General features: G+C 69.9%; 16 protein-coding genes and 1 pseudogene. 5 read left to right on the top strand and 12 right to left on the bottom strand.

Annotated elements, in window-relative coordinates; translation table 11 throughout:
• Positions 1 to 86: 86 nt before the first annotated feature.
• Both ACH5AF_RS27290 and ACH5AF_RS27285 read right to left on the bottom strand, forming a co-directional pair.
• A complete protein-coding gene (locus tag ACH5AF_RS27290; protein ID WP_398905125.1) occupies positions 87 to 2174 on the bottom strand; it encodes a hypothetical protein in 2088 nt (695 codons plus the stop codon).
• 76 nt (positions 2175 to 2250) lie between these two features.
• Positions 2251 to 2805 carry a Uma2 family endonuclease gene (locus tag ACH5AF_RS27285; protein WP_398905123.1) on the bottom strand — a complete coding sequence of 185 codons (555 nt, stop codon included), beginning with the start codon at positions 2803 to 2805 and terminating at the stop codon, positions 2251 to 2253.
• A gap of 256 nt (positions 2806 to 3061) precedes the next feature.
• Between ACH5AF_RS27285 and ACH5AF_RS27280 the strand changes: the two are divergent.
• Positions 3062 to 3499: pseudogene (locus ACH5AF_RS27280) on the top strand (aminotransferase class I/II-fold pyridoxal phosphate-dependent enzyme); the annotation flags it as partial.
• Between the two features lie 329 nt (positions 3500 to 3828).
• Here ACH5AF_RS27280 and ACH5AF_RS27275 read toward each other — a convergent pair.
• Both ACH5AF_RS27275 and clpB read right to left on the bottom strand, forming a co-directional pair.
• Positions 3829 to 4374, bottom strand: a complete 546-nt coding sequence (locus ACH5AF_RS27275) for a YbjN domain-containing protein (protein ID WP_398905122.1) — start codon at positions 4372 to 4374, stop codon at positions 3829 to 3831.
• Between the two features lie 704 nt (positions 4375 to 5078).
• Entirely contained in the window at positions 5079 to 7664 is a 2586-nt protein-coding gene (gene clpB / locus ACH5AF_RS27270) for an ATP-dependent chaperone ClpB (protein ID WP_398905120.1), read from the bottom strand.
• A gap of 119 nt (positions 7665 to 7783) precedes the next feature.
• On the opposite strand from clpB, the gene ACH5AF_RS27265 reads away from it, so the two are divergent.
• Positions 7784 to 8197: a pyridoxamine 5'-phosphate oxidase family protein gene (locus ACH5AF_RS27265; protein ID WP_398905118.1), complete on the top strand. Its 414-nt coding sequence runs from the start codon at positions 7784 to 7786 to the stop codon at positions 8195 to 8197.
• Positions 8198 to 8367: 170 nt separating this feature from the next.
• Here the strand turns inward: ACH5AF_RS27265 and ACH5AF_RS27260 are convergent, their stop codons facing one another.
• On the bottom strand, positions 8368 to 8685 hold the full coding sequence (locus ACH5AF_RS27260) for a (2Fe-2S)-binding protein (RefSeq protein ID WP_177149720.1): 318 nt from the start codon (positions 8683 to 8685) through the stop codon (positions 8368 to 8370).
• Positions 8682 to 8846, bottom strand: coding sequence for a hypothetical protein (locus tag ACH5AF_RS27255; RefSeq protein WP_398905115.1), 165 nt, complete (start codon positions 8844 to 8846; stop codon positions 8682 to 8684). Before ACH5AF_RS27255 ends, ACH5AF_RS27260 begins: the two co-directional genes overlap by 4 nt.
• 139 nt (positions 8847 to 8985) lie before the next feature.
• Between ACH5AF_RS27255 and ACH5AF_RS27250 the strand changes: the two genes are divergently transcribed.
• A complete protein-coding gene (locus ACH5AF_RS27250; protein ID WP_398905343.1) occupies positions 8986 to 10005 on the top strand; it encodes a helix-turn-helix transcriptional regulator in 1020 nt (339 codons plus the stop codon).
• Positions 10006 to 10384: 379 nt separating this feature from the next.
• On the opposite strand, the gene ACH5AF_RS27245 is transcribed toward ACH5AF_RS27250, so the two are convergent.
• The 6 genes from ACH5AF_RS27245 to dnaK form a co-directional block, all read right to left on the bottom strand.
• On the bottom strand, positions 10385 to 11269 hold the full coding sequence (locus ACH5AF_RS27245; protein WP_398905113.1) for a serine hydrolase domain-containing protein: 885 nt from the start codon (positions 11267 to 11269) through the stop codon (positions 10385 to 10387).
• Positions 11266 to 11766: a hypothetical protein gene (locus tag ACH5AF_RS27240; protein WP_398905342.1), complete on the bottom strand. Its 501-nt coding sequence runs from the start codon at positions 11764 to 11766 to the stop codon at positions 11266 to 11268. The genes ACH5AF_RS27245 and ACH5AF_RS27240 overlap by 4 nt, the downstream gene beginning before the upstream one ends.
• Positions 11767 to 12319: 553 nt before the next feature.
• Positions 12320 to 12790 carry a heat shock protein transcriptional repressor HspR gene (locus tag ACH5AF_RS27235; protein ID WP_177149732.1) on the bottom strand — a complete coding sequence of 157 codons (471 nt, stop codon included), beginning with the start codon at positions 12788 to 12790 and terminating at the stop codon, positions 12320 to 12322.
• A gap of 1 nt (position 12791) precedes the next feature.
• Entirely contained in the window at positions 12792 to 13970 is a 1179-nt protein-coding gene (dnaJ, locus tag ACH5AF_RS27230; RefSeq protein ID WP_398905111.1) for a molecular chaperone DnaJ, read from the bottom strand.
• Positions 13971 to 14000: 30 nt separating this feature from the next.
• A complete protein-coding gene (gene grpE, locus ACH5AF_RS27225) occupies positions 14001 to 14651 on the bottom strand; it encodes a nucleotide exchange factor GrpE (RefSeq protein ID WP_398905109.1) in 651 nt (216 codons plus the stop codon).
• The gene (gene dnaK, locus ACH5AF_RS27220) at positions 14648 to 16495 is read right to left on the bottom strand and encodes a molecular chaperone DnaK (RefSeq protein ID WP_398905106.1); all 1848 of its coding nucleotides are present in this window, start codon (positions 16493 to 16495) and stop codon (positions 14648 to 14650) included. The genes grpE and dnaK overlap by 4 nt, the downstream gene beginning before the upstream one ends.
• Before the next feature lie 321 nt (positions 16496 to 16816).
• Between dnaK and ACH5AF_RS27215 the strand changes: the two genes are divergently transcribed.
• Both ACH5AF_RS27215 and ACH5AF_RS27210 read left to right on the top strand, forming a co-directional pair.
• On the top strand, positions 16817 to 17338 hold the full coding sequence (locus ACH5AF_RS27215; protein ID WP_398905105.1) for a sugar transferase: 522 nt from the start codon (positions 16817 to 16819) through the stop codon (positions 17336 to 17338).
• 130 nt (positions 17339 to 17468) lie between these two features.
• Complete coding sequence (locus ACH5AF_RS27210) at positions 17469 to 19739, top strand: heterodisulfide reductase-related iron-sulfur binding cluster (protein WP_398905104.1); 2271 nt, start codon at positions 17469 to 17471, stop codon at positions 19737 to 19739.
• Positions 19740 to 20017 lie beyond the last annotated feature (278 nt).

Raw genomic sequence — 20017 nt, 5'->3', positions numbered from 1 at the left:
GAGACGGCAACCAGCGACGAAAACCGGCTCCGTGCCGTTGCCGGTCTCACCCCGCGCCTGCGGGCACCGGGCGGCGGCGCCGCTGGTCAGCGGCGCGGTTTGCGGCCGCTCTTGCCGGAAGGCCGCCCGCGTTTGCGGGCGCGGCCGAGACGGGCGGCAGGAGTACGCAGTACCCGGGCCGCCAGCTGCCTGAGCTCTTCGACTCCGGCCCGGTCCGGGTGCGCCGAGTCCAGGGCGGCGGCAACCGCGTCCCTGGCCTGGGGACCCTGCGCGCGCAGCGCCTCCTCGGCGTTGCCTGAGCCGCCCGCCAGCTCCACGAGCTGGAGCAGGTTCTCGGCGAGCACCAGCAGATGCTCGGCGTCGGTCATGTCCTCGGGAGACAGCAGCTCACGCTGCGCCAGCGCGTTCAGCGCCAGGGGCGCCAGTTGGGTGTCGCGACGCAGCGTACGCAGCAGCCGCTCGCCCTCACCGTACGGCAACGCCGCCGACAGCACGTCGAGCATCGCCTGCGCACGCGCGCGGAAAGCCATGGTCCTTACAGCGTCGGTCAGTTGCCGTAGTGCGGCCTTTCGCTCGCCGCGGGCCGTGATCCAGCCGGACAGCTCCGCCTGGGCGGCATCCGGGGGATAGCTCTCGGCCAGCAGGCCCAGCACACCGGCCGGCGTCGCCTGTGCCAGTTCACCGACCAGCGGTGCGTCCCTGCCGGCTGCCAGCAACCGCTGTCGTACGGCCCGGGTACCGAGCTCGGTGAGACGGATGAGCTCCACCGGCCCGGCGGTCAACTCCTCACGCCGGGCATCGGCACGCTCCCGCGCCGCCGGGTTCGTTGCCGCCCCCGCGACGCCCAGCAGCTCCGCGAGCTCTGGCGGCATGTCCGCGAGCAGCTCGGGTCCGGCATCGGAGAGGTCGACGTCGAAGTACACCGGATCGGCCATCCCACGGTCACGCTCGATCGCGCCCAGGTCGTCCAGCAGGTCGAGCACCGTGCGCAGGTCCCGGTCTGCGTGCTCGAACCACATCCGGTGCTGAAGGTCCGACCCGCGATCGAGCTGGAAGGAGCTTCGATAGGCCAGGTGCACCGTGTCGCGCAGTCGCGGCCAGGGCATCGGGTACGGCAGGCTGTAGAGCGTGTTCAGCACGTCATCCAGCACATGCTCATAGACGTCGAAGAGCATCGACTCGACGTGCCAGCCGCTGCGTGGCCCGATCAGGGCCTGCCGCAGTTCGAAGCAAGCGTCGAAGGCGCGCAGCCACAGCCGAAGCGGGTCGGCCAGCACCGGCCGGGCCTTGGCCACCGCACACAGACGCCCCTTGACCACCCGGACCAGGCGCGCCTTCTTCGCCCACTCCACCAGCAGTCCCAGCCGCGGCAGGTCGGCCGAAGAGCGCACCCCGTCGGTCTTGTCGCCGGTGCCGAGCAGGTCCACCAACTCGCGGGCATCCGCCATCCGCAGCCGTCCCGTGGCCGTCACGGGGCGGCCGTCCTGGCCCGTCCACTCGGTGAGTCCGCGCAACTGCGCCACGGTCGTCGACTCCCCGGCCGGTCGGCGCAGTTCGTCGTCCGGGGGGAGCATGACGGGCAGTTGTGGCTCGGCCCGGGCCGAGCCGGACAGAGCGCGGCCGGTCAGCCGCAGTTCCATGATCGCTTCGAGAGCCTGCTGATCGTAGGCGACCTCTCCACGCTGCGCCCGCTCCGCGAAGCGCTGCAACGCCGCCCCGTCCAGGACGTCCCCGCCCTGCTCGGCGGCCGTCATCGCCCAGAACTTCGCCACACCCCAGCGGGTCCGATCCGCCATCGCCGCCGGATACCGCTCCGCGACGGCGTCGACCGCGGCGAGGGAGTCCTGAAGTGCGGGGCCTCGCGGGTCCGCCAATTGCGCCGCGTGCAGATAACGCAGCAGCGTACGCAGTGTGCCCGGGGCATCGGAGCGTTCCTCCCCGGGAAGCTCGGTGACGGTCTGGGGCAGCCAGGAGAGCAGCAGTTCCTCTACGTGGCGCGCCTCCCACAGCCCCAGCCGGCCGTCGACAGTCGCCCCATGTCGGTAGTCCAGGGCCGCCTCGGCCGTGAACCCGTCCGCCGGCAGCCCCTGCTCCCCGGCCCACCGGACCAGCCGGTCGACCAGCAGCCCGCACGCAGCCTCGAACTCCTCCTCGGCCTCGGGTTCGAACCGCATCCGCATGAATTCGTCCAACCTGTCAGCAACAGCCTTGCCGTGCCACGCTATCGCCGAACCGGGGCCGGTAACTCGGTCAGCGGACGTCGGCCTCGGGCTCCGGACGCGGGAGTTCGTCGAGGTCGAGGGTAAAGGTGCGGCCGTCGGCCAGGGAGATGGGGAGCTTGCCCGTGCCGTACTTGTGGGTGTGTGCCGCGATGTAACCGGTGGCAGTCGGCTGGGTGTGGAGGACGACTTCCTGGGCGTAGGGGTCCACGACCAGGTAGATGGGGACGCCGTAGCGGCCGTACTTCGCGGTGCAGTCGTCGTAGTCCTTGCGTGCGGAGGAGGTCGAGACGACCTCGGAGATCAGCAGGACGTCTTCGAAGCTGTAGCGCTTGCCTTCCCGGCGGGCGTCCTCACGAAGAATTGTCAGATCGGGGGCGGAGTTCTCGTCGGCGGGGAAGTCGATGTAGACGTCGGAGGCGGTCTTCGCATGGCGCCCGAGGGACACGATCGTGTCGTACTGCATCGACTTGATCGTGTTGGAGTGCTCGAAGCTCTGCGGAGTCATGATCACCTTTCCGTCAGCCCCGAACAGGACCGTGTACCCCTTGGGGAACTCGGTGTGCACGATCGCGTCGACACTCATGGAATGCTCCTTCCCGTGTGTGGTCAGGATACGGCGGACAGCGCCGTGTCACCGAGCTCGGCGGTACGGCTGTGGATCGGCCCGGACAAGTCCTGCGACCACCCTGGCTCCGTCGTGCAGCGGGAGAAGCACTGAGGGAGCGGATGCCTTTGGACCGTGCATCACGGAACACGAGCCGCGACCGGCTCGCCGGCAGTGCTGGAGACGCCCGTGGGGACCCTGTTGCACGACACACGAATGAGTGCACGAACGAGGCGTCGGCTGGGTGACGGCGGCACCCGAGCTGGTGAGCGCGGTCCGCTCGGCGAAGCAGTTCCCGACGTACGTGTCGGCGGGGCCCTTCCAGTACGCGGTCGCGGAGGCGCTGCGGCTCCCGGACACGTACTTCGACGGCCTGCGCGCCGATCTGCACGCCAAGCGCGATCTGCTGGGCGCGGGGCTCGCGGCCGCCGGTTTCACGGTGTACCGCCCGGCCGGGACGTACTTCGTGACGACCGACATCCGCCCGCTCGGCGAGGCGGACGGCTTCGCGTTCTGCCCGTCGCTGCCCGAGCGGTGCGGGGTCGTGGCCATCCCCAACGCGGTCTTCTACGACCACCGCGACCAGGGCGCCCCGTTCGTGCGGTTCGCCTTCTGCAAGCGCACGGAGGTCCTCGAGGACGCGGTCGCGCGGCTGAAGTCCCTGGCCGCCTGAGGAACGCCGGTACGCGCTGGTTGCTTCGCCCGGTCGCCATCGGGGGTTGCGGGCGTGCGGTGCACCGGTGGAGACGGTGGTCACGTTCGTGACCGCGTCCGCCGTCTCCACCAGAAGACAACATCGACCTTCAAGGCCACCAGGCCCCAGGTACCGCTCAGGTGGCCGGGAGCCGGGGCAGTTCCTTCGGGAAGACCCGCGCATCTGGCATACCCGAGACACCGGCCCGGTGGCAGCGCTTCGCCCCGCCGCATAACGGCGGGGCGAAGCAACAGGCCCGCATTGACGCCGGGCCCGCGCGCACGCGTGGTGCGTCAGGCGCCGATGCGTCAGGCGTCGTCGGCCGGCTTGTCCTCGCCGGCGTCCTCGGCCTTCTCCAGGCCGAACTGGTCGACGATGAACCGGTCGAACTCGATCGACGCGCGCACCCAGCTGACCGTGGACGACACGAAGTGCTCCAGGCTGACGCCGGTGCCGATGAGCATCTGCGCCTCACCGATGAGACGGAGGGACTGCTCCTTCGTCTCCTCGTCCTCGTGCTGGTGCGTGTAGACCTTCGGCCACAGGGTGCGGCGGTTCCAGTCGTCGATGGTGTCGAGGAGCCTCGCCCGGTCCTCGACCGCGTGCGGACGGTCGTAGAAGGTGCGCACCGAGAAGACCTGCTGCTCGTTCTCGCCGCGGAACATGAAGTACGTGCGGAATTCCTCCCACGGCGCCGCGAGGTCGCCCTCGTCGTCGACGACGTACTTCAGTTCCATCTGCTCGAGCAGCTGCTTGACCAGGTCCTGGTCGGGAACGACGGGGCCCGCCGGTCCTGCGGCCTGAGGCTGGGGCTGGCCCCCGAAATTCGGAATCGAGGACGGATCGATGGTCACCGTGTATTTCCCTTCGTACGGATGCCGCCATCCTCTCCCATCCCCGCCCGTGCGTGGCAAGCCCCGCCGCACCCGATCCGCTGCGAGCTGATCCGACGCGGGGATTCCCCCGAACCCCCTCGCCTCGAATGCCCCCTGCGGCCGGGTGGCCGTGGGAGTTTCCCCAGCGGGGCTGGTTTTCGCCGCGCGCGGTCAGCCCGTGCGGGGACTGCCCGGGGGAGGCCCGGAGTACCGCCCGAAGGGCCCCGGGGCGAAGCCCAGGAGGGGCCTGAGGACACGCGCCCCGTATCCCGGCTTGCCCCCGGTCTGGCGGCACTCCCCGGGCTCCGCCCGGGGATCCCAGACCCACGGCCGCCAAACCGTCCACGCCCTGCGGGCGAAGCCCCGGACCGGCGGGGTACCTCCCACGGCCACCAGGGCATCACGGGGCCTGGGGCGGAGACCCCGGACCAGAACAGAGGCACCCCAGCGCTCCGCCGGGACCCATGCCCACGGCCGCCAAGCCGTCCACGGCCCCGGGGGCGAAGCCCCGGATCAAGATCGACCTCCACACAGCCGCCAAGCCATCCAGGGCCTGCGGGCGGGACCCCGGAACGGGATGGGCACCTCCCACGCCCGCCACGCCATCCCGGGCCTGGGGCGAAGCCCCAGTCAGGCAAGGGCGGGCAGGGGAAACGCCCCGTGCGGCGGACCCGCCCCGTCACCTACCGCGCCACGCCCACCAGCACGCCGTCCTCGAAGCGGTCCACGCGGACCGTGTCGCCGTCCTTGATCTCGCCCGCGAGGATCTCCTTGGCGAGGCGGTCGCCGATCGCCGTCTGCACCAGCCGGCGCAGCGGCCGGGCGCCGTACGCGGGGTCGTAGCCCTCGTCCGCGAGCCATTCCAGCGCCGCCGGGGTGACGTCCAGGGTGAGCCTGCGCTCGGCGAGGCGGCGGGCCAGCCGGTCGATCTGGAGGCGGGCGATGTGCGCCAGCTCGTCCTTCGACAGGGCCGAGAAGACCACCAGGTCGTCGAGGCGGTTGAGGAACTCGGGCTTGAAGGTGGCCCGCACCAGCTCCAGCACCCGTTGCTTCTTCTCCTCGGCGCCGGTCAGCGGCTCGACCAGGTACTGGCTGCCGAGGTTGGACGTCAGGATCAGGATGGTGTTGCGGAAGTCCACCGTCCGGCCCTGCCCGTCGGTGAGCCGCCCGTCATCGAGGACCTGGAGCAGGATGTCGAAGACCTCGGGATGCGCCTTCTCCACCTCGTCCAGCAACACCACGCTGTACGGGCGGCGCCGCACGGCCTCGGTGAGCTGGCCGCCCTCCTCGTAGCCGACGTAGCCGGGGGGCGCGCCGACCAGGCGGGCGACGCTGTGCTTCTCGCCGTACTCCGACATGTCGATACGGACCATCGCCCGCTCGTCGTCGAAGAGGAAGTCGGCGAGCGCCTTCGCCAGCTCGGTCTTGCCCACACCGGTCGGGCCGAGGAAGAGGAACGAGCCCGTCGGCCGGTCCGGGTCGGCGATCCCCGCGCGCGTACGCCGGACCGCGTCGGACACGGCCTGCACCGCCTCGCTCTGGCCGATCAGCCGCCGCCCGAGCTCCTGCTCCATGCGCAGCAGCTTCGCGGTCTCGCCCTCCAACAGGCGGCCCGCCGGGATGCCGGTCCAGGAGCCGACCACGTCCGCGATGTCGTCGGGGCCGACCTCCTCCTTGACCATGGTGTCCTTGGACGCCTCCTCCTCGGCCTCGGACGCGGCCTCCAGATCGCGCTCCAGGGCCGGGATCTCCCCGTAGAGCAGCTTGGAGGCGGTGTCGAAGTCACCGTCGCGCTGGGCGCGCTCGGCCTGGCCGCGCAGGTCGTCCAGCCGCTCCTTGAGCTCACCGACGCGGTTGAGGCCCTGCTTCTCCTTCTCCCAGCGTGCGGTCAGCCCGCGCAGCTCCTCCTCCCGGTCGGCGAGGTCGCGGCGCAGCTTCTCCAGGCGCTGCACGGAGGCGGGGTCGGACTCGTTCTTGAGCGCGAGCTCCTCCATGCGCAACCGGTCGACGGCGCGCTGCAGTTCGTCGATCTCCACGGGCGAGGAGTCGATCTCCATCCGCAACCGCGAGGCGGCCTCGTCCACGAGGTCGATGGCCTTGTCCGGCAGGAAGCGGGAGGTGATGTACCGGTCGGAGAGAGTGGCCGCTGCGACCAGCGCAGAGTCGTTGATCTGCACCTTGTGGTGGGCCTCGTAGCGGCCCTTGAGCCCGCGCAGGATCGCGATGGTGTCCTCGACCGTCGGCTCGGCGACCAGCACCTGCTGGAAGCGCCGCTCCAGCGCGGCGTCCTTCTCGATCCGCTCGCGGTACTCGTCCAGGGTGGTGGCGCCGACCATGCGCAGCTCGCCGCGGGCCAGCATGGGCTTGAGCATGTTGCCCGCGTCCATCGACGAGTCGCCGCCGGCGCCCGCGCCGACGACCGTGTGCAGTTCGTCGATGAACGTGATGATCTGCCCGTCGCTCGCCTTGATCTCGGACAGGACGGTCTTCAGCCGCTCCTCGAACTCGCCGCGGTACTTGGCGCCCGCGACCATCGCGCCGAGGTCGAGCGCGACGAGCCGCTTGTTGCGCAGGGACTCGGGGACGTCGCCCTTGACGATGCGCTGGGCGAGGCCCTCGACGACGGCGGTCTTGCCGACGCCGGGCTCGCCGATGAGCACGGGGTTGTTCTTGGTGCGCCGCGACAGCACCTGCACGACGCGGCGGATCTCCTGGTCCCGGCCGATGACCGGGTCGAGCTTGCCCTCACGGGCGGCCGCGGTGAAGTCCGTGCCGAACTTCTCCAGCGCCTTGTACTGACCCTCGGGGTCGGGTGTGGTCACCCGGCGCCCTCCTCTTGCCTTCTCGAACGCGTCCAGCAACTTCCTGTCCGTGGCACCCTGCCCGGCCAGCACCTCACCGGCCTGCCCGCCCCTGGCGGCGATGCCGATGAGAAGGTGCTCGGTGGAGACATAGTCGTCACCGAGCTCCTTGGCCCGCTGGGAGGCGTCGGCGATGACCGCCAGCAGCTCGCGGTTGGGCTGCGGCGGCGCGACGGTGGAGCCGGTGACGCTGGGCAGCGACGCGAGGAGGCGTTCGGCCCCGGACCGGACGGCGGCCTGGTCGGCGTCGACCGCGGCCAGCAGATCGGTGATGTTCTCGTTTTCCTGTCCCGCGAGGAGCGCGAGCAGCAGGTGCGCCGCGGTCAGATCGGCGTGCCCGTCCTGCACGGCCCGGTTGCTCGCCGCGTTGATCGCGTCACGGCTCTTGTTGGTCAGCTCGGCGTCCACGTGCCCTCATTCCTCCCTGCTGATGGGCTCTGCCCAACACTGACTCCGTCAACCTTCACAAAGTTGAGTCTATTCCACTCATGGTGTGAACGAACAGGCCACGCAGGTAGGTTCCGCCCATGGCCATCGATACCCGGAACCCTGGCGTGTCGTATCTCAGCTTCTGGCGTGAGTACCACATGTGCACCCTGACGACCCCGCGCCCGGACGGCACCCCGCACGTCGTGGCGGTGGGCGTGACGTACGACCCCGAGGGCGGGACGCGCGGCATGGCCCGGGTGATCACGAACAAGCACAGCCGCAAGGTCGCCAATGTCCTGGCCGCCGGCCCGGAGGGGGCACGGGTCGCGGTGTGCCAGGTGGACAAGGGCCGCTGGGCGACGCTGGAGGGCGTCGCGACCATCCGTACGGAGCCGGATGTCGTCGCCGACGCGGTGAGCCGCTACGCGGAGCGGTACGGGCGCACGCCGTCGCCCAATCCGGACCGGGTGGTCATCGAGATCGCGCTGACCCGGGCGATGGGCCGGGCCTGACGCCCGGCACCCGCTCGCGCGGCCCAGCGGGCGGCCCGAGCGGGACGCGGGCCCGCCGGCCCGGCCGAAACGTTTCCTGGCAGCACAGCGGCGCCATCGTGTTTCAGGTCCACGATGGCGCCGCTGTGTGGGGGAAGCACCCGAGCGATTTGAAACGACGGGGGAATCGCTCAGGCACTGCGGGGGGTGGCGGTGGTGTCTGGTTCGACGAGCTGGTGATCACGCGCGTCGAGATTGACGAAGATCATGCCGTACCGGATGGCACAGCGGACCGGCTGCGGGGCTCCGCGCGGCCGTCGCAGGCACCGGTAGGCGCGGACGTCCTCGTCCTCTTCGCGGGCGACGACGATGGGCTCTCCGAACAGGGTGACCATCAACGAGTCGCCACGGTGGGGGATTGCCGTGACGAGGTCGATGAAGTGCCACCCGGAGCGATATGCCGTCGCCATCTCCCGTCGGAAGACCCTGTCGTCCGGGGGTATCGTCATGCGTCCGCCTTCACGGGCGGGGCATCCCAGCCGCTGTCCGGCGGTCCGGTGACGGCCTGCACGTTGTCCCAACCGCTGTCCGCCGGGAAGTCGGCCGGATCGAACCCCGTGGCACCCGCGGCGCCGAACGCCACGATCGCAGAGAAGACAGCGGCAAGCACCGAGCGAAGCATTCTTTCGCGCATAGTCGGCTTCGTCCTCACTTGATGGTTTCTTCTCCCCCGCATCACAAGACGATGGCTCATTCAGGCATGTCAATGCCACAGGGGCGATGCATCATGTTCCTGTACGTACAGGACCCTGGGGGGTGGAGATTTGCCGCGGGACGCCATAAAACAGACACATCCCCATGCGGTCACCGATCTGTGCGAAGAAGGAGCACGGCTCTACGTCAGCGCTCTGAGTACCGGACGGATCAGCAGATCCGACGCGGAAGCCGCCCCCTGCCTCCTGGAATTCGCCCTGTTGCACCCGGATCCCGACGACGCGACCTGGCTCCGCCCCGTCCCCCCGTCCGTCGCGTTGGCGCAAAGGCTGCACCCCATCGAGCGGGAAATCCTGGACCGCCGGCGGCTGTCCATCGAACTGACCGACGCGTTCGAACCGTTCATGGCCATCAGCGCCCAGAACCCGGCGAGCACCCACGCCATCACCGTGCTGGAAGGCTTCGACCGGATCAACGCCGCGCTCAATCTCGCCACGTCGGAGTGCCGCACGGAGATGCTGACGATCCAGCCCGGCGGCGGGCGGAGCGCACACGTCCTGACCCAGGCCCTGGAGCGTGACCGTCCGCTGATCGACCGCGGCGTCAGCATCCGCACGCTGTACCAACACACCGTCAGGTACAGCCAGGGCACTCTCGCCTACGTCGAGCGCATATCCGCCGGCAAAGTGGAGATCCGCACCCTCGAGGAACTCATCGAGCGTCTCATCGTGTTCGACCGCACGGTGGCGTTCATCCCCGCACGGGACGATCGCCGTGTGGCCCTGGAACTGCGGCACCCAGGACTGGTCGAGTACCTCATCAAGGTCTTCGAGCAACTGTGGCGGCGCGCCGTGCCCTTGGTGGAGGAGGTCCCGTACGACCCCACCCCGGACGGCATCTCGGGCGTCCAGCGCTCCATCGCCAGGCTCCTGATCGAGGGCCACGTCGACGAGGCCATCGCCCGCCGCCTCGGGATGAACGTCCGCACCTGCCGCGCCCACATCGCCAAGCTCGCCGCCACGCTCGGCAGCGGGAGCCGCGCCCAACTCGGCTTCCTCATAGCGAAGTCCGGCATCCTGGAAGAGGGGTGCCTGCGCGGCGCCGACCACGACTGATCATCCCCCTCCATACCGGACGTGATTTTCCGAGGATGCCTGCGGCAGTGCGCCGGGACCGCCGTCATCTTGCTGCAGTTCAGCAACCGGAGCCCGTGACGGCGCCCCGCAGTCACCTCAATCGGCGCTAGGCCCCGGAGCGTCGAGCAGCCCCGAGCGAGCGATGCGCGACTTGTTTGCGGCAGGTGCGTCGCACGCTGCGTCGCGCCACAACCTCGTCGGCGTATCCCTCGGCGAGCAGCCGCGCGATGGCCGCCTGCCGCTCGGTCACACCTTCCGCCGCGGAAGAGGGCGGTATGGCCCCGGCCGTTCGCGGGGCCTGGTGCCACAACCGCTCGAAGACGGAGACGAGATACCCGACCAGGGCGCCTCTCGGCGTTCACCGGCCCTGCGGGGCAGCCTCCTTGGTCGCCTTCTTCGCCTCGGCGAGCAGCTTCAGTCCGGCCCGGTCCGTGCCGGCGGGCCGGCCGGCGAGCCGGTGCACGACCGCCCAGACGCCGGTGCCGGGAAAGGCGCCGGCGAAGACGGAGGCGTCCCGGGTCGCTCCGTTGTGCCAGCGCAGTTCGCCCGCGCTCTGCCAGGACGCCGCGGGTTCGCCCAGCACCTGGTCCACCAGCAGGCCGGTCACCAGGGCCGCCACGGCCCGCGGGGTGGCCCACAGGCCGCCGGCGGGCAGAATCGGGCCTGCCATGCTCCAGGGAGCGCGTGGCCGCCCGAACAGGCCGCGGGCGGTCAGGCTCCGTTCGGCGGGCGGCCGGGCCGTGACGTCGCCCACCCCCAGCGGCGCGAGCACGTACTCGCGCAGGAGGTCCTCGTACGTGCCGCCGCCCGCGGCCTCCAGGGCGGCGCCGAGGACGGCGTAGCCGAGGTTGGAATACTCCTCGCCGGCACCCGGCGGCCGCAGCGCGATCTCGTCGAGCCGCCGCAGGACCCGGTCGAACTCCTCGGCGTCGAGCGCCGCGTACGGGTCGCGTGGGTCGGTGGCGGACGGCAGCGGATGCAATCGGGGAAGGCCCGAGGTGTGGTCCGCCAACTGCCGCAGGGTGATGTCCGATCCGGCGGGAACGGCCGGAAGCCACCTGGTCAGCCGGTCGTCGGGATCGATCCGGTCTGCCGTCGCAAGGCGCGCGAGCAGCGTGCCGGTGAGGACCTTGGTGAAGGAGCCGATCTCGACGTACGCGTCCGGGTCGTGGCCGTGCTCGGCGCGCAGGGGGCCGGTGCCGGTGATCGCGCACACCGGCGCGGGGCGCAGCAACTGCCTCATGTGCCGGTCCACTCCCTCAGCAGCGCCTGGCGCGCCGGGGGCTTCGGCGTCGTGCCGTCGGCGACCCTGCCCCATTCCGCGAGGGTCACCGGAGAGGCGGTGCCGTCGACGAACCGGGCCAGCAGATCCTGGGAGAGGATGAACTCCTCCTCGACATAGGCCGCGGCGGCGGCCGAGTGAACGCGCAACTCCTCGGCCCCTTCAGCGGTTTCGAGCCGCAGGATCATTTGCGGCGGTTCGATGGCACCGCCCAGCGCCACGGTGAGCACCGTGTCCACCGCCAGCGACAACCTGCGGCGGGACGCGCTGCGCACAGGGGCGCCCTCGACGGTCGCCGAGCGCAGTTCCGCCCAGGTCCAGGTCCTCCCGCCGGTCCCGTCGGCCCCGCCCCGGACGGCCTCCACGCCCTGCCCGGTGAGCCGCACACCACGGCCCTCGGTGCCGGGCGGGGCACCCACGTACACCGCATCCGCAGTGATCCAGAACAGTCCGACCATCGCCACAGTTGACTCCCCCTCATGGGTGTTACGACCTGGTGTGCCACGGCCCGGGGCGGACGGCACGGCCGCCTGCGCCCGGACGATCAGCCTGCGTTCTCGGCGGAGGCCGTCCACGCGCCGGAACGGCGGGCCGTTTCGGCCATCCGCCCCGCTGCCCCGCCGGCGATCCGACGCGCGTCCGCACCCGGTCCGCCATCCGGATTCCCGCGGTGAGCGGCCGGCTCAGGAAGATCAGGTCGCAGGCCACCATGGTCAGCGCTCGCGAACCGAATGACGCCGGAACTGCGCGTTCAGTTGCTTCCCCCTCAACCTGCCGGGTTGTTTCTGACGAAAGAAAGCAATGCCATCTGAACAGCGGCATCAGGCGGATACTCATGTCAGCTTCCCGCACCGGGCCCAGCACCTTCCTGCCGCGGCCGCGCGCCCCCGCGCCCCACCCGGCACGCCCCCGACGGGCACACGGGCACACGGGCACACGGGCACACGGGCATACAGGCATACAGGGAAGGGCCGGAGAGCATCTGCTCTCCGGCCCTTCTCGTACAAGGCTTCAGGACGATCTGCCGCCCTGGTCGGGCCGCTTGGGACGCCACACCACCAGCGCGCTCGTCTGCTGCACGTCCTGGTACGGCACGAGGTCACGCCGGTAGGAGGCGTGCACCTGCGCCTCACGCTGCTGCATCGCCGCCGCCGCGCCCTCCACGGCCGCCGACAGCTCGGCGACCCGGGCCTGGAGCGCCGCGACCTGGTTCTCCAGTTCGATGATGCGCTTGATCCCGGCGAGATTGATGCCCTCGTCCTGCGACAACTGCTGGACGGTGCGCAGCAGTTCGATGTCGCGGGCCGAGTAGCGCCGACCCCTTCCGGCCGTGCGGTCGGGCGAGACGAGTCCCAGGCGGTCGTACTGCCGCAGGGTCTGCGGGTGCAGGCCCGACAGCTGCGCGGCCACCGAGATGACGTACACGGGCGACTCGTCGGTCAGTTCATAGGGGCTGCGACTGCGGCCCGGACGGCCCTCCATGTCATGCTCCCTTCGCGGCCTGGAACAGCTCGGCCCGCGGGTCCTCCTCCGCGGTGGCTTCGCGGTAGGCCTCCAGCGCTTCCTTCGCCTTGTCGCTGAGCTCGGTCGGCACGGCCACCTCGATGGTGACCAGCAGGTCCCCGCGGGTGCCGTCCTTGCGGACCGCGCCCTTGCCGCGGGCACGCATCGTCCGGCCGTTCGGCGTGCCGGCGGGCAGCTTCAGCGTGACCGCGGGTCCACCGAGGGTGGGCACCTTCACCTCGCCGCCGAGGGCCGCCTCCGCGTAGGTGACGGGCACGGTGACGGTGAGGTTGTCGTCCTTGCGGCCGAAGACCGGGTGCGCGTCGACATGGACGACGACATACAGGTCACCGGCCGGTCCGCCGCGCTCGCCCGGCGCGCCCTTGCCGCGCAGCCGGATGCGCTGGCCGTCGGACACGCCGGCCGGGATGCGCACCTGCATGGTGCGGGAGGAGCGGGCACGCCCGCTGCCCTTGCACACCTCGCAGGGCGTCTCGGCGATCAGGCCGCGGCCCTTGCAGTCCACGCACGGGTCGGTCAGCGAGAACGACCCGCTGCCGCCGCGCGAGACCTGGCCGGTGCCTACGCAGGTCGGGCACACGCGGGGCGTGCCGTTCTTGTCGCCGGTGCCCGAACAGGCCTTGCAGGGCGCCTGGCTGGACATCCGCAGGGGGACCGTGGCCCCGTCGACGGCCTCGGTGAAGCTGAGCGTCACCTCGGACTCGATGTCCTGGCCGCGGCGCGGCTGGGTGCGGGTGCCCGGGCCGGCACCCCGGTTGAACAGGCCGCCGAACACGTCCCCGAGGCCGCCGCCGAATCCGCCGGCACCGCCCTGGCCCCCGCCCGGGGCGCCTCCGAAGAGGTCGCCCAGGTCGAAGTTGAAGGTGCCGCCGGCGCCGGGACCGGGCCGGAAGCCGCCGTTGCCGAACAGCGAGCGGGCCTCGTCGTACTCCTTGCGCCGCTTGGGGTCGCCAAGGATGTCGTTGGCCTCGGAGATCTCCTTGAAGCGCTCTTCGGCCTTGACGTCACCCTTGTTGGCGTCCGGGTGGTTCTCGCGGGCGAGCCTCCGGTACGCCTTCTTGATCTCGGCCTCGGTGGCGTCCTTGGGGACGCCGAGAACCTTGTAGTAGTCCTTCTCGACGAAGTCCTTCGTGCTCATCGACGTCCCTCCTCTCGGACGATCATCGCGCTAGCCCTCGTCGGGGCCACCGCTCTCCTCGTCGGCCGGCTTCTCTTCCTTGGCCGCCGCCGGCGCCGCGCCCGGCTGGGGCTCGGCCACCGCGACCCGCGCGGGGCGGATCGTGCGCTCGCCGATGCGGTACCCCGGCTGGAGCACCGCGACGCACGTCGTCTCGGTGACATCCGGCGCGTACGAGTGCATCAGAGCCTCGTGCACGGTCGGGTCGAAGGGCTCGCCCTCCTTGCCGAACTGCTGCAGACCCATCTTGGCCGCGGCAGTCTCCAGGGACTCGGCGACGGACTTGAACCCGCCCACCAGCTCCCCGTGTTCCCGCGCACGGCCGATGTCGTCGAGCACGGGCAGCAGCTCGGTCAGGAGCGTCGCCGTGGCGATCTCCTTGACCGTGACCCTGTCGCGCTCCACGCGGCGGCGGTAGTTCTGGTACTCGGCCTGGAGCCGCTGGAGGTCTGCCGTGCGCTCGTTGAGCGCCGTACGGACCTGGTCCAGCTGTGCCGTCAGACCGGCGATCTTCGCTGCGTCCCCTGCCGGTGCCGCCTGGCCCTCCTTCTCGGAGGACTCGGCGGACTCGGCGGCGTCCTCAGGGGCGGCGCCGGAGGGGACGTCGGGCTTCTTGTCGAAGCCCGGAGTCTCCTCCGTCACGCGGCACCACCCTTGATGTCCTTCTCGTCGTCCACGATCTCGGCGTCGACGACGTCGTCGTCGGCCTTGGCCTCACCGGCGGCACCGGCACCCGCGGCCGCGTCCTCGGGGGCGGCGTTCGCGTACAGCGCCTGGCCGAGCTTCTGGCTGACCGCGGCGACCTTCTCGGTCGCGGTGCGGATCTCGGCCGTGTCGTCGCCCTTGAGCTTCTCCTTCAGCTCGCCGAGCGCGGTCTCGACCTCGGTCTTGACGTCACCGGGGACCTTGTCCTCGTTGTCCTTGAGGAACTTCTCGGTCTGGTAGACGAGCTGCTCGCCCTGGTTGCGCGACTCGGCGGCCTCGCGGCGGCGGTGGTCCTCGTCCGCGTACTGCTCGGCCTCCTGGCGCATGCGGTCGACCTCGTCCTTCGGCAGCGAGGAGCCGCCGGTGACGGTCATCTTCTGCTCCTTGCCCGTGCCCAGGTCCTTCGCGGTCACGTGCATGATGCCGTTGGCGTCGATGTCGAAGGAGACCTCGATCTGCGGGACACCGCGCGGGGCCGGCGGCAGACCGGTCAGCTCGAACATCCCGAGCTTCTTGTTGTACGCCGCGATCTCGCGCTCGCCCTGGTAGACCTGGATCTGCACCGACGGCTGGTTGTCCTCGGCCGTGGTGAAGATCTCGGACCGCTTGGTCGGGATCGTGGTGTTGCGCTCGATGAGCTTGGTCATGATGCCGCCCTTGGTCTCGATACCCAGGGACAGCGGGGTCACGTCGAGGAGCAGGACGTCCTTGACCTCACCCTTGAGGACACCCGCCTGGAGCGAGGCGCCGATGGCGACGACCTCGTCCGGGTTCACACCCTTGTTGGCGTCCTTGCCGCCGGTGAGCTCCCTGACGAGCTCGGCGACGGCGGGCATACGGGTCGAGCCGCCGACCAGGACCACGTGGTCGATCTCGGACAGCTGGATGCCGGCGTCCTTGATGACGTTGTGGAACGGGGTCTTGCAGCGCTCCAGCAGGTCGGCCGTCAGCTGCTGGAACTGGGCGCGCGTGAGCTTCTCGTCCAGGTGCAGCGGGCCCTCGGCGGAGGCCGTGATGTACGGCAGGTTGATCGTCGTCTCGGTCGAGGACGACAGCTCGATCTTCGCCTTCTCCGCGGCCTCGCGCAGACGCTGGAGAGCCATCTTGTCCTTGGACAGGTCGACGCCGTGCCCGCCCGCGAACTGCTTCACCAGGTAGTCGACGACGCGCTGGTCCCAGTCGTCACCACCGAGGTGGTTGTCACCGTTGGTGGCCTTCACCTCGACGACGCCGTCGCCGATCTCGAGCAGCGAGACGTCGAAGGTGCCGCCACCGAGGTCGAAGACCAGGATCGTCTGGTCGTCCTTGTCCAGGCCGTAGGCCAGGGCGGCCGCGGTGGGCTCGTTGACGATGCGCAGGACGTTCAGACCCGCGATCTCACCGGCCTCCTTGGTGGCCTGGCGCTCGGAGTCGTTGAAGTACGCCGGGACGGTGATGACCGCGTCCGTGACCTTCTCGCCCAGGTACGACTCCGCGTCGCGCTTGAGCTTCTGCAGGATGAACGCGCTCATCTGCTGCGGGTTGAAGTTCTTCCCGTCGAGCTCGATCTTCCAGTCCGTGCCCATGTGGCGCTTGACGGACCGGATGGTCCTGTCGACGTTGGTGACCGCCTGACGCTTGGCCACCTCGCCGACCAGCACCTCACCGTTCTTCGCGAAGGCGACGACGGACGGCGTGGTCCTGGCACCCTCGGCGTTGGTGATGACGGTGGGCTCGCCGCCCTCCAGAACGCTGACGACGGAGTTAGTCGTGCCCAGGTCGATGCCGACCGCACGTGCCATTTCGATTCCTCCAGCTGACTTGAGTAGAACTGGCTCAAGGATGCCCCACCGGTTCCTCTCGCGTCAACAGAGCTGAGTCGAGGCGACTCAACTTTTATCCGGCCCTTACGGGCAGCCTGACGCTCCCAACCCGCGACGCGCCGTCGTCCCGCACGCCTCCCGCATGCTCGGCACCCCGCCGGTCCGCGCGCGTGGCGCACCTCCCTGCCGCCCAGCGCCTCCCGCGCGCGTGGCGCACCGTTCCGTTCGCACTCGTCTGCGAAAGTCATAGCCGTAAAAAACGGTCAAGAACCATCATTCGCGACGAAGGGTGGACCGATCATGTCGGCGAAGCGAGCCGTCGATCTCGTAGGCAGCCTCTTCCTGCTGCTGACGCTGTCCCCGGTCCTGCTGCTCGCCGCGGTCGCCGTCGCCGTGACCTCACCGGGCCCGACCCTGCACCGCGCACGGCGTACGGGCCTGGGCGGGCGTACCTTCGAGAGGTTCACGTTCCGCACGATGCGCGCCGGTCAGGTCACACCGGTGGGCCGGGCGCTGCGCCGCCGCCTCCTGGACGGCCTGCCCCAGCTGATCAACGTGGTGCGCGGCGAGATGTCGCTCGTCGGCCCGCGCCCGCTCCCCGTGGAGCCGGCTCCGGCGGGCCCGGAGCGGGCCCGCCTCGCCGTACGGCCGGGGATCACGGGCCTGTGGCAGATCAGCGGCCGGTCCGAGCTGCCCTGGGAGGAAATGACGGTCCTCGACCTGCATTATGTGGAGCAGCACTGGCTTGGACTCGACCTGATGATCCTGGCCAGAACCGTCTCCACCGCGGTCGCCGGGCGCCCTCCGGTCAGGGTTGCCTGAGCGACACAGATCACCGCCCACGCAGCTACAGTGCGGCGGAATAAGTGGGTACTCTCAGCACGGACTGATTAAGTTACCGCTTAGTAGTAGTGCTGGACCATCCCACCCTCGCAGGCCCGAGGAGCCCCCAATGCAACTCGCCGCGATCATTGTGTCGCTGACCCTGACCGTGGTCGGCGTTGCTCTCTTCGCCCGAGCCATCGCGCAGATCTATCGGTTCGTGAAGCTCGGCCAGCCCGTGCCCGCCGGCACCCGCACCAGCAACCCCAAGGCCCGGACGATCACCCTGGTCAAGGAGTTCCTCGGCCACACCCGGATGAACCGGTGGGGCATCGTCGGTTTCGCGCACTGGTTCGTCGCCATCGGCTTCCTGACGCTGCCGCCGACCCTCGCACAGGCCTACGGCCAGCTCTTCGAGGCCGACTACACGCTCCCCGTCCTCGGCGGCTTCCTGCCGTTCGAGTTGTACATCGAGTTCATCGGCGTCATGACGGTGGTCGGCATCGCCGTCCTGATGGTGATCAGGCTGCTCAACCTGCCGTCCCGGGCCGGCCGCAAGTCGCGCTTCGCGGGCTCCAAGGCCTGGCAGGCGTACTTCGTCGAGTACATCATCCTGACCATCGGTCTGGCGATCTACACGCTCCGCGGCCTCGAGGGCGCGATCCACCACGTGGAGCACTACGAGGCGGCGTATTTCCTCTCGTACCCCTTGGTGCTGGCCTTCGACGACCTGAGCATCGGCACGCTGCAGACCCTCACCTACGCCGTCGCGATGATCAAGATCTGCACCTCGCTGATCTGGATGATCACGGTCGCGCTCAACACCAACATGGGTGTGGCCTGGCACCGCTTCCTCGGCTTCCCGAACATCTGGTTCAAGCGCAACGCGACGGGCGAGAGCGCCCTCGGCCCGCTCCAGCCCATGACGTCCGGCGGCAAGCCGATCGACTTCGAGGACCCGGGCGAGGACGACGTCTACGGCGTCTCCCAGGTCGAGCAGTTCTCCTGGAAGGGCATCCTCGACTTCTCCACTTGCACCGAGTGCGGCCGCTGCCAGTCGCAGTGCCCCGCCTGGAACACGGGCAAGCCCCTCTCCCCCAAGCTCCTGATCATGTCGCTGCGCGACCACGCGTACGCCAAGGCCCCGTACCTGCTGGCCGGCGGCGGCAAGACCATGGAGGGCGAGGAGAAGGCGTCGGCCGAGGCCCTGAAGGACGTGCCCGCGGCCGCGCTCGCCGAGGCTGAGCGCCCGCTGATCGGCACGCTCGAGGAGAACGGCGTCATCGACCCGGACGTGCTGTGGTCCTGCACCACGTGCGGCGCCTGCGTCGAGCAGTGCCCGGTCGACATCGAGCACATCGACCACATCGTCGACATGCGCCGCTACCAGGTCATGATCGAGTCCTCGTTCCCGTCCGAGGCGGGCACGATGCTCAAGAACCTGGAGAAGAAGGGCAACCCCTGGGGTCTGGCCAAGAAGCAGCGCGTCGAGTGGACCAAGGAGGTCGACTTCGAGGTCCCGATCGTCGGCAAGGACGTCGAGGACCTCAGCGAGGTCGACTACCTCTACTGGGTCGGCTGCGCCGGCGCCCTGGAGGACCGCGCCAAGAAGACCACCAAGGCCTTCGCGGAGCTGCTGCACATGGCGGGCGTCAAGTTCGCGATCATGGGCGGCGACGAGAAGTGCACCGGTGACTCGCCCCGCCGTCTGGGCAACGAGCCGCTGTTCCAGCAGCTCGCCCAGGAGAACGTGGCCATGCTGAACATGGCCTTCGGCGAGGACGACGAGGACGAGTCGACGAAGAAGCCGAAGTCGGCGAAGAAGATCGTCGCGACCTGCCCGCACTGCTTCAACACGATCGCGAACGAGTACCCGCAGCTGGGCGGCGAGTTCGAGGTCATCCACCACACGCAGCTGCTGCAGCACCTCATCGACGAGGGCAAGCTCGTCCCGGTCACCCCGGTCGACGGCCTGATCACCTACCACGACCCGTGCTACCTGGGCCGCCACAACAAGGTCTACACGCCCCCGCGCGAGATCATGTCGGCCGTCCCGGGCCTGCGGCAGCAGGAGATGCACCGCCACAAGGAGCGCGGCTTCTGCTGCGGCGCCGGCGGTGCGCGCATGTGGATGGAGGAGCGCATCGGCAAGCGCATCAACACCGAGCGCGTCGACGAGGCGCTGTCCCTCAACCCGGACATCGTCTCCACGGCCTGCCCGTTCTGCCTCGTGATGCTCACGGACTCCGTGAACGGCAAGAAGAACGACGGCAAGGCCAAGGAGTCGCTCCAGGTCGTCGACGTCGCGCAGCTACTGCTCGACTCGGTGAAGACCCCGCCGGCCGACCCGGAGCCCTCGGCGGAGGCGAAGGACGCGCCGGAACCGGAACCGGTGAAGTAACCGTCTTCCCGCGTGAACGGAGAGCGGCCGGATCTGCCTCGGGGGCAGAACCGGCCGCTTCTGTCTTCCTCCGGCTTTCTCCGGCCGGACCGAGGGACGCCGAGGGCCCCCCATTCGGCCGAGGCAGCCCCCGACGCCTCCCGCCCCGCTCCCGGCGCCCAACGCCTTCCCTGCCGGCCTCCTCCCCCGTTATGTTCTTCGCGGTCCTGCAAGAGGGCCGCTGGCCTCCGGGCCCGGCATGACTGTTCCCCCCTGTCGAACGGATGACCTGGGGGGTG

The organism is Streptomyces sp. NPDC018833 (assembly GCF_044390825.1).
GTDB lineage: Bacteria > Actinomycetota > Actinomycetes > Streptomycetales > Streptomycetaceae > Streptomyces.
The sequence above is the reverse complement of the archived record's forward strand: the minus strand, read 5'-3'. Positions and strand labels throughout refer to the sequence as shown.

Excerpts from the sequence above, each read along its gene's own strand:
- ACH5AF_RS27215 (WP_398905105.1), top strand. The coding sequence starts at position 16,817 with ATGTCGGCGAAGCGAGCCGTCGATCTCGTAGGCAGCCTCTTCCTGCTG.
- ACH5AF_RS27245 (WP_398905113.1), bottom strand. The coding sequence starts at position 11,269 with ATGAGGCAGTTGCTGCGCCCCGCGCCGGTGTGCGCGATCACCGGCACC.
- ACH5AF_RS27240 (WP_398905342.1), bottom strand. The coding sequence starts at position 11,766 with ATGGTCGGACTGTTCTGGATCACTGCGGATGCGGTGTACGTGGGTGCC.
- ACH5AF_RS27210 (WP_398905104.1), top strand. The coding sequence starts at position 17,469 with ATGCAACTCGCCGCGATCATTGTGTCGCTGACCCTGACCGTGGTCGGC.
- dnaJ (WP_398905111.1), bottom strand. The coding sequence starts at position 13,970 with ATGAGCACGAAGGACTTCGTCGAGAAGGACTACTACAAGGTTCTCGGC.
- dnaK (WP_398905106.1), bottom strand. The coding sequence starts at position 16,495 with ATGGCACGTGCGGTCGGCATCGACCTGGGCACGACTAACTCCGTCGTC.
- ACH5AF_RS27260 (WP_177149720.1), bottom strand. The coding sequence starts at position 8,685 with ATGACGATACCCCCGGACGACAGGGTCTTCCGACGGGAGATGGCGACG.
- ACH5AF_RS27265 (WP_398905118.1), top strand. The coding sequence starts at position 7,784 with ATGGCCATCGATACCCGGAACCCTGGCGTGTCGTATCTCAGCTTCTGG.
- ACH5AF_RS27290 (WP_398905125.1), bottom strand. The coding sequence starts at position 2,174 with ATGCGGTTCGAACCCGAGGCCGAGGAGGAGTTCGAGGCTGCGTGCGGG.
- ACH5AF_RS27235 (WP_177149732.1), bottom strand. The coding sequence starts at position 12,790 with ATGGAGGGCCGTCCGGGCCGCAGTCGCAGCCCCTATGAACTGACCGAC.
- ACH5AF_RS27285 (WP_398905123.1), bottom strand. The coding sequence starts at position 2,805 with ATGAGTGTCGACGCGATCGTGCACACCGAGTTCCCCAAGGGGTACACG.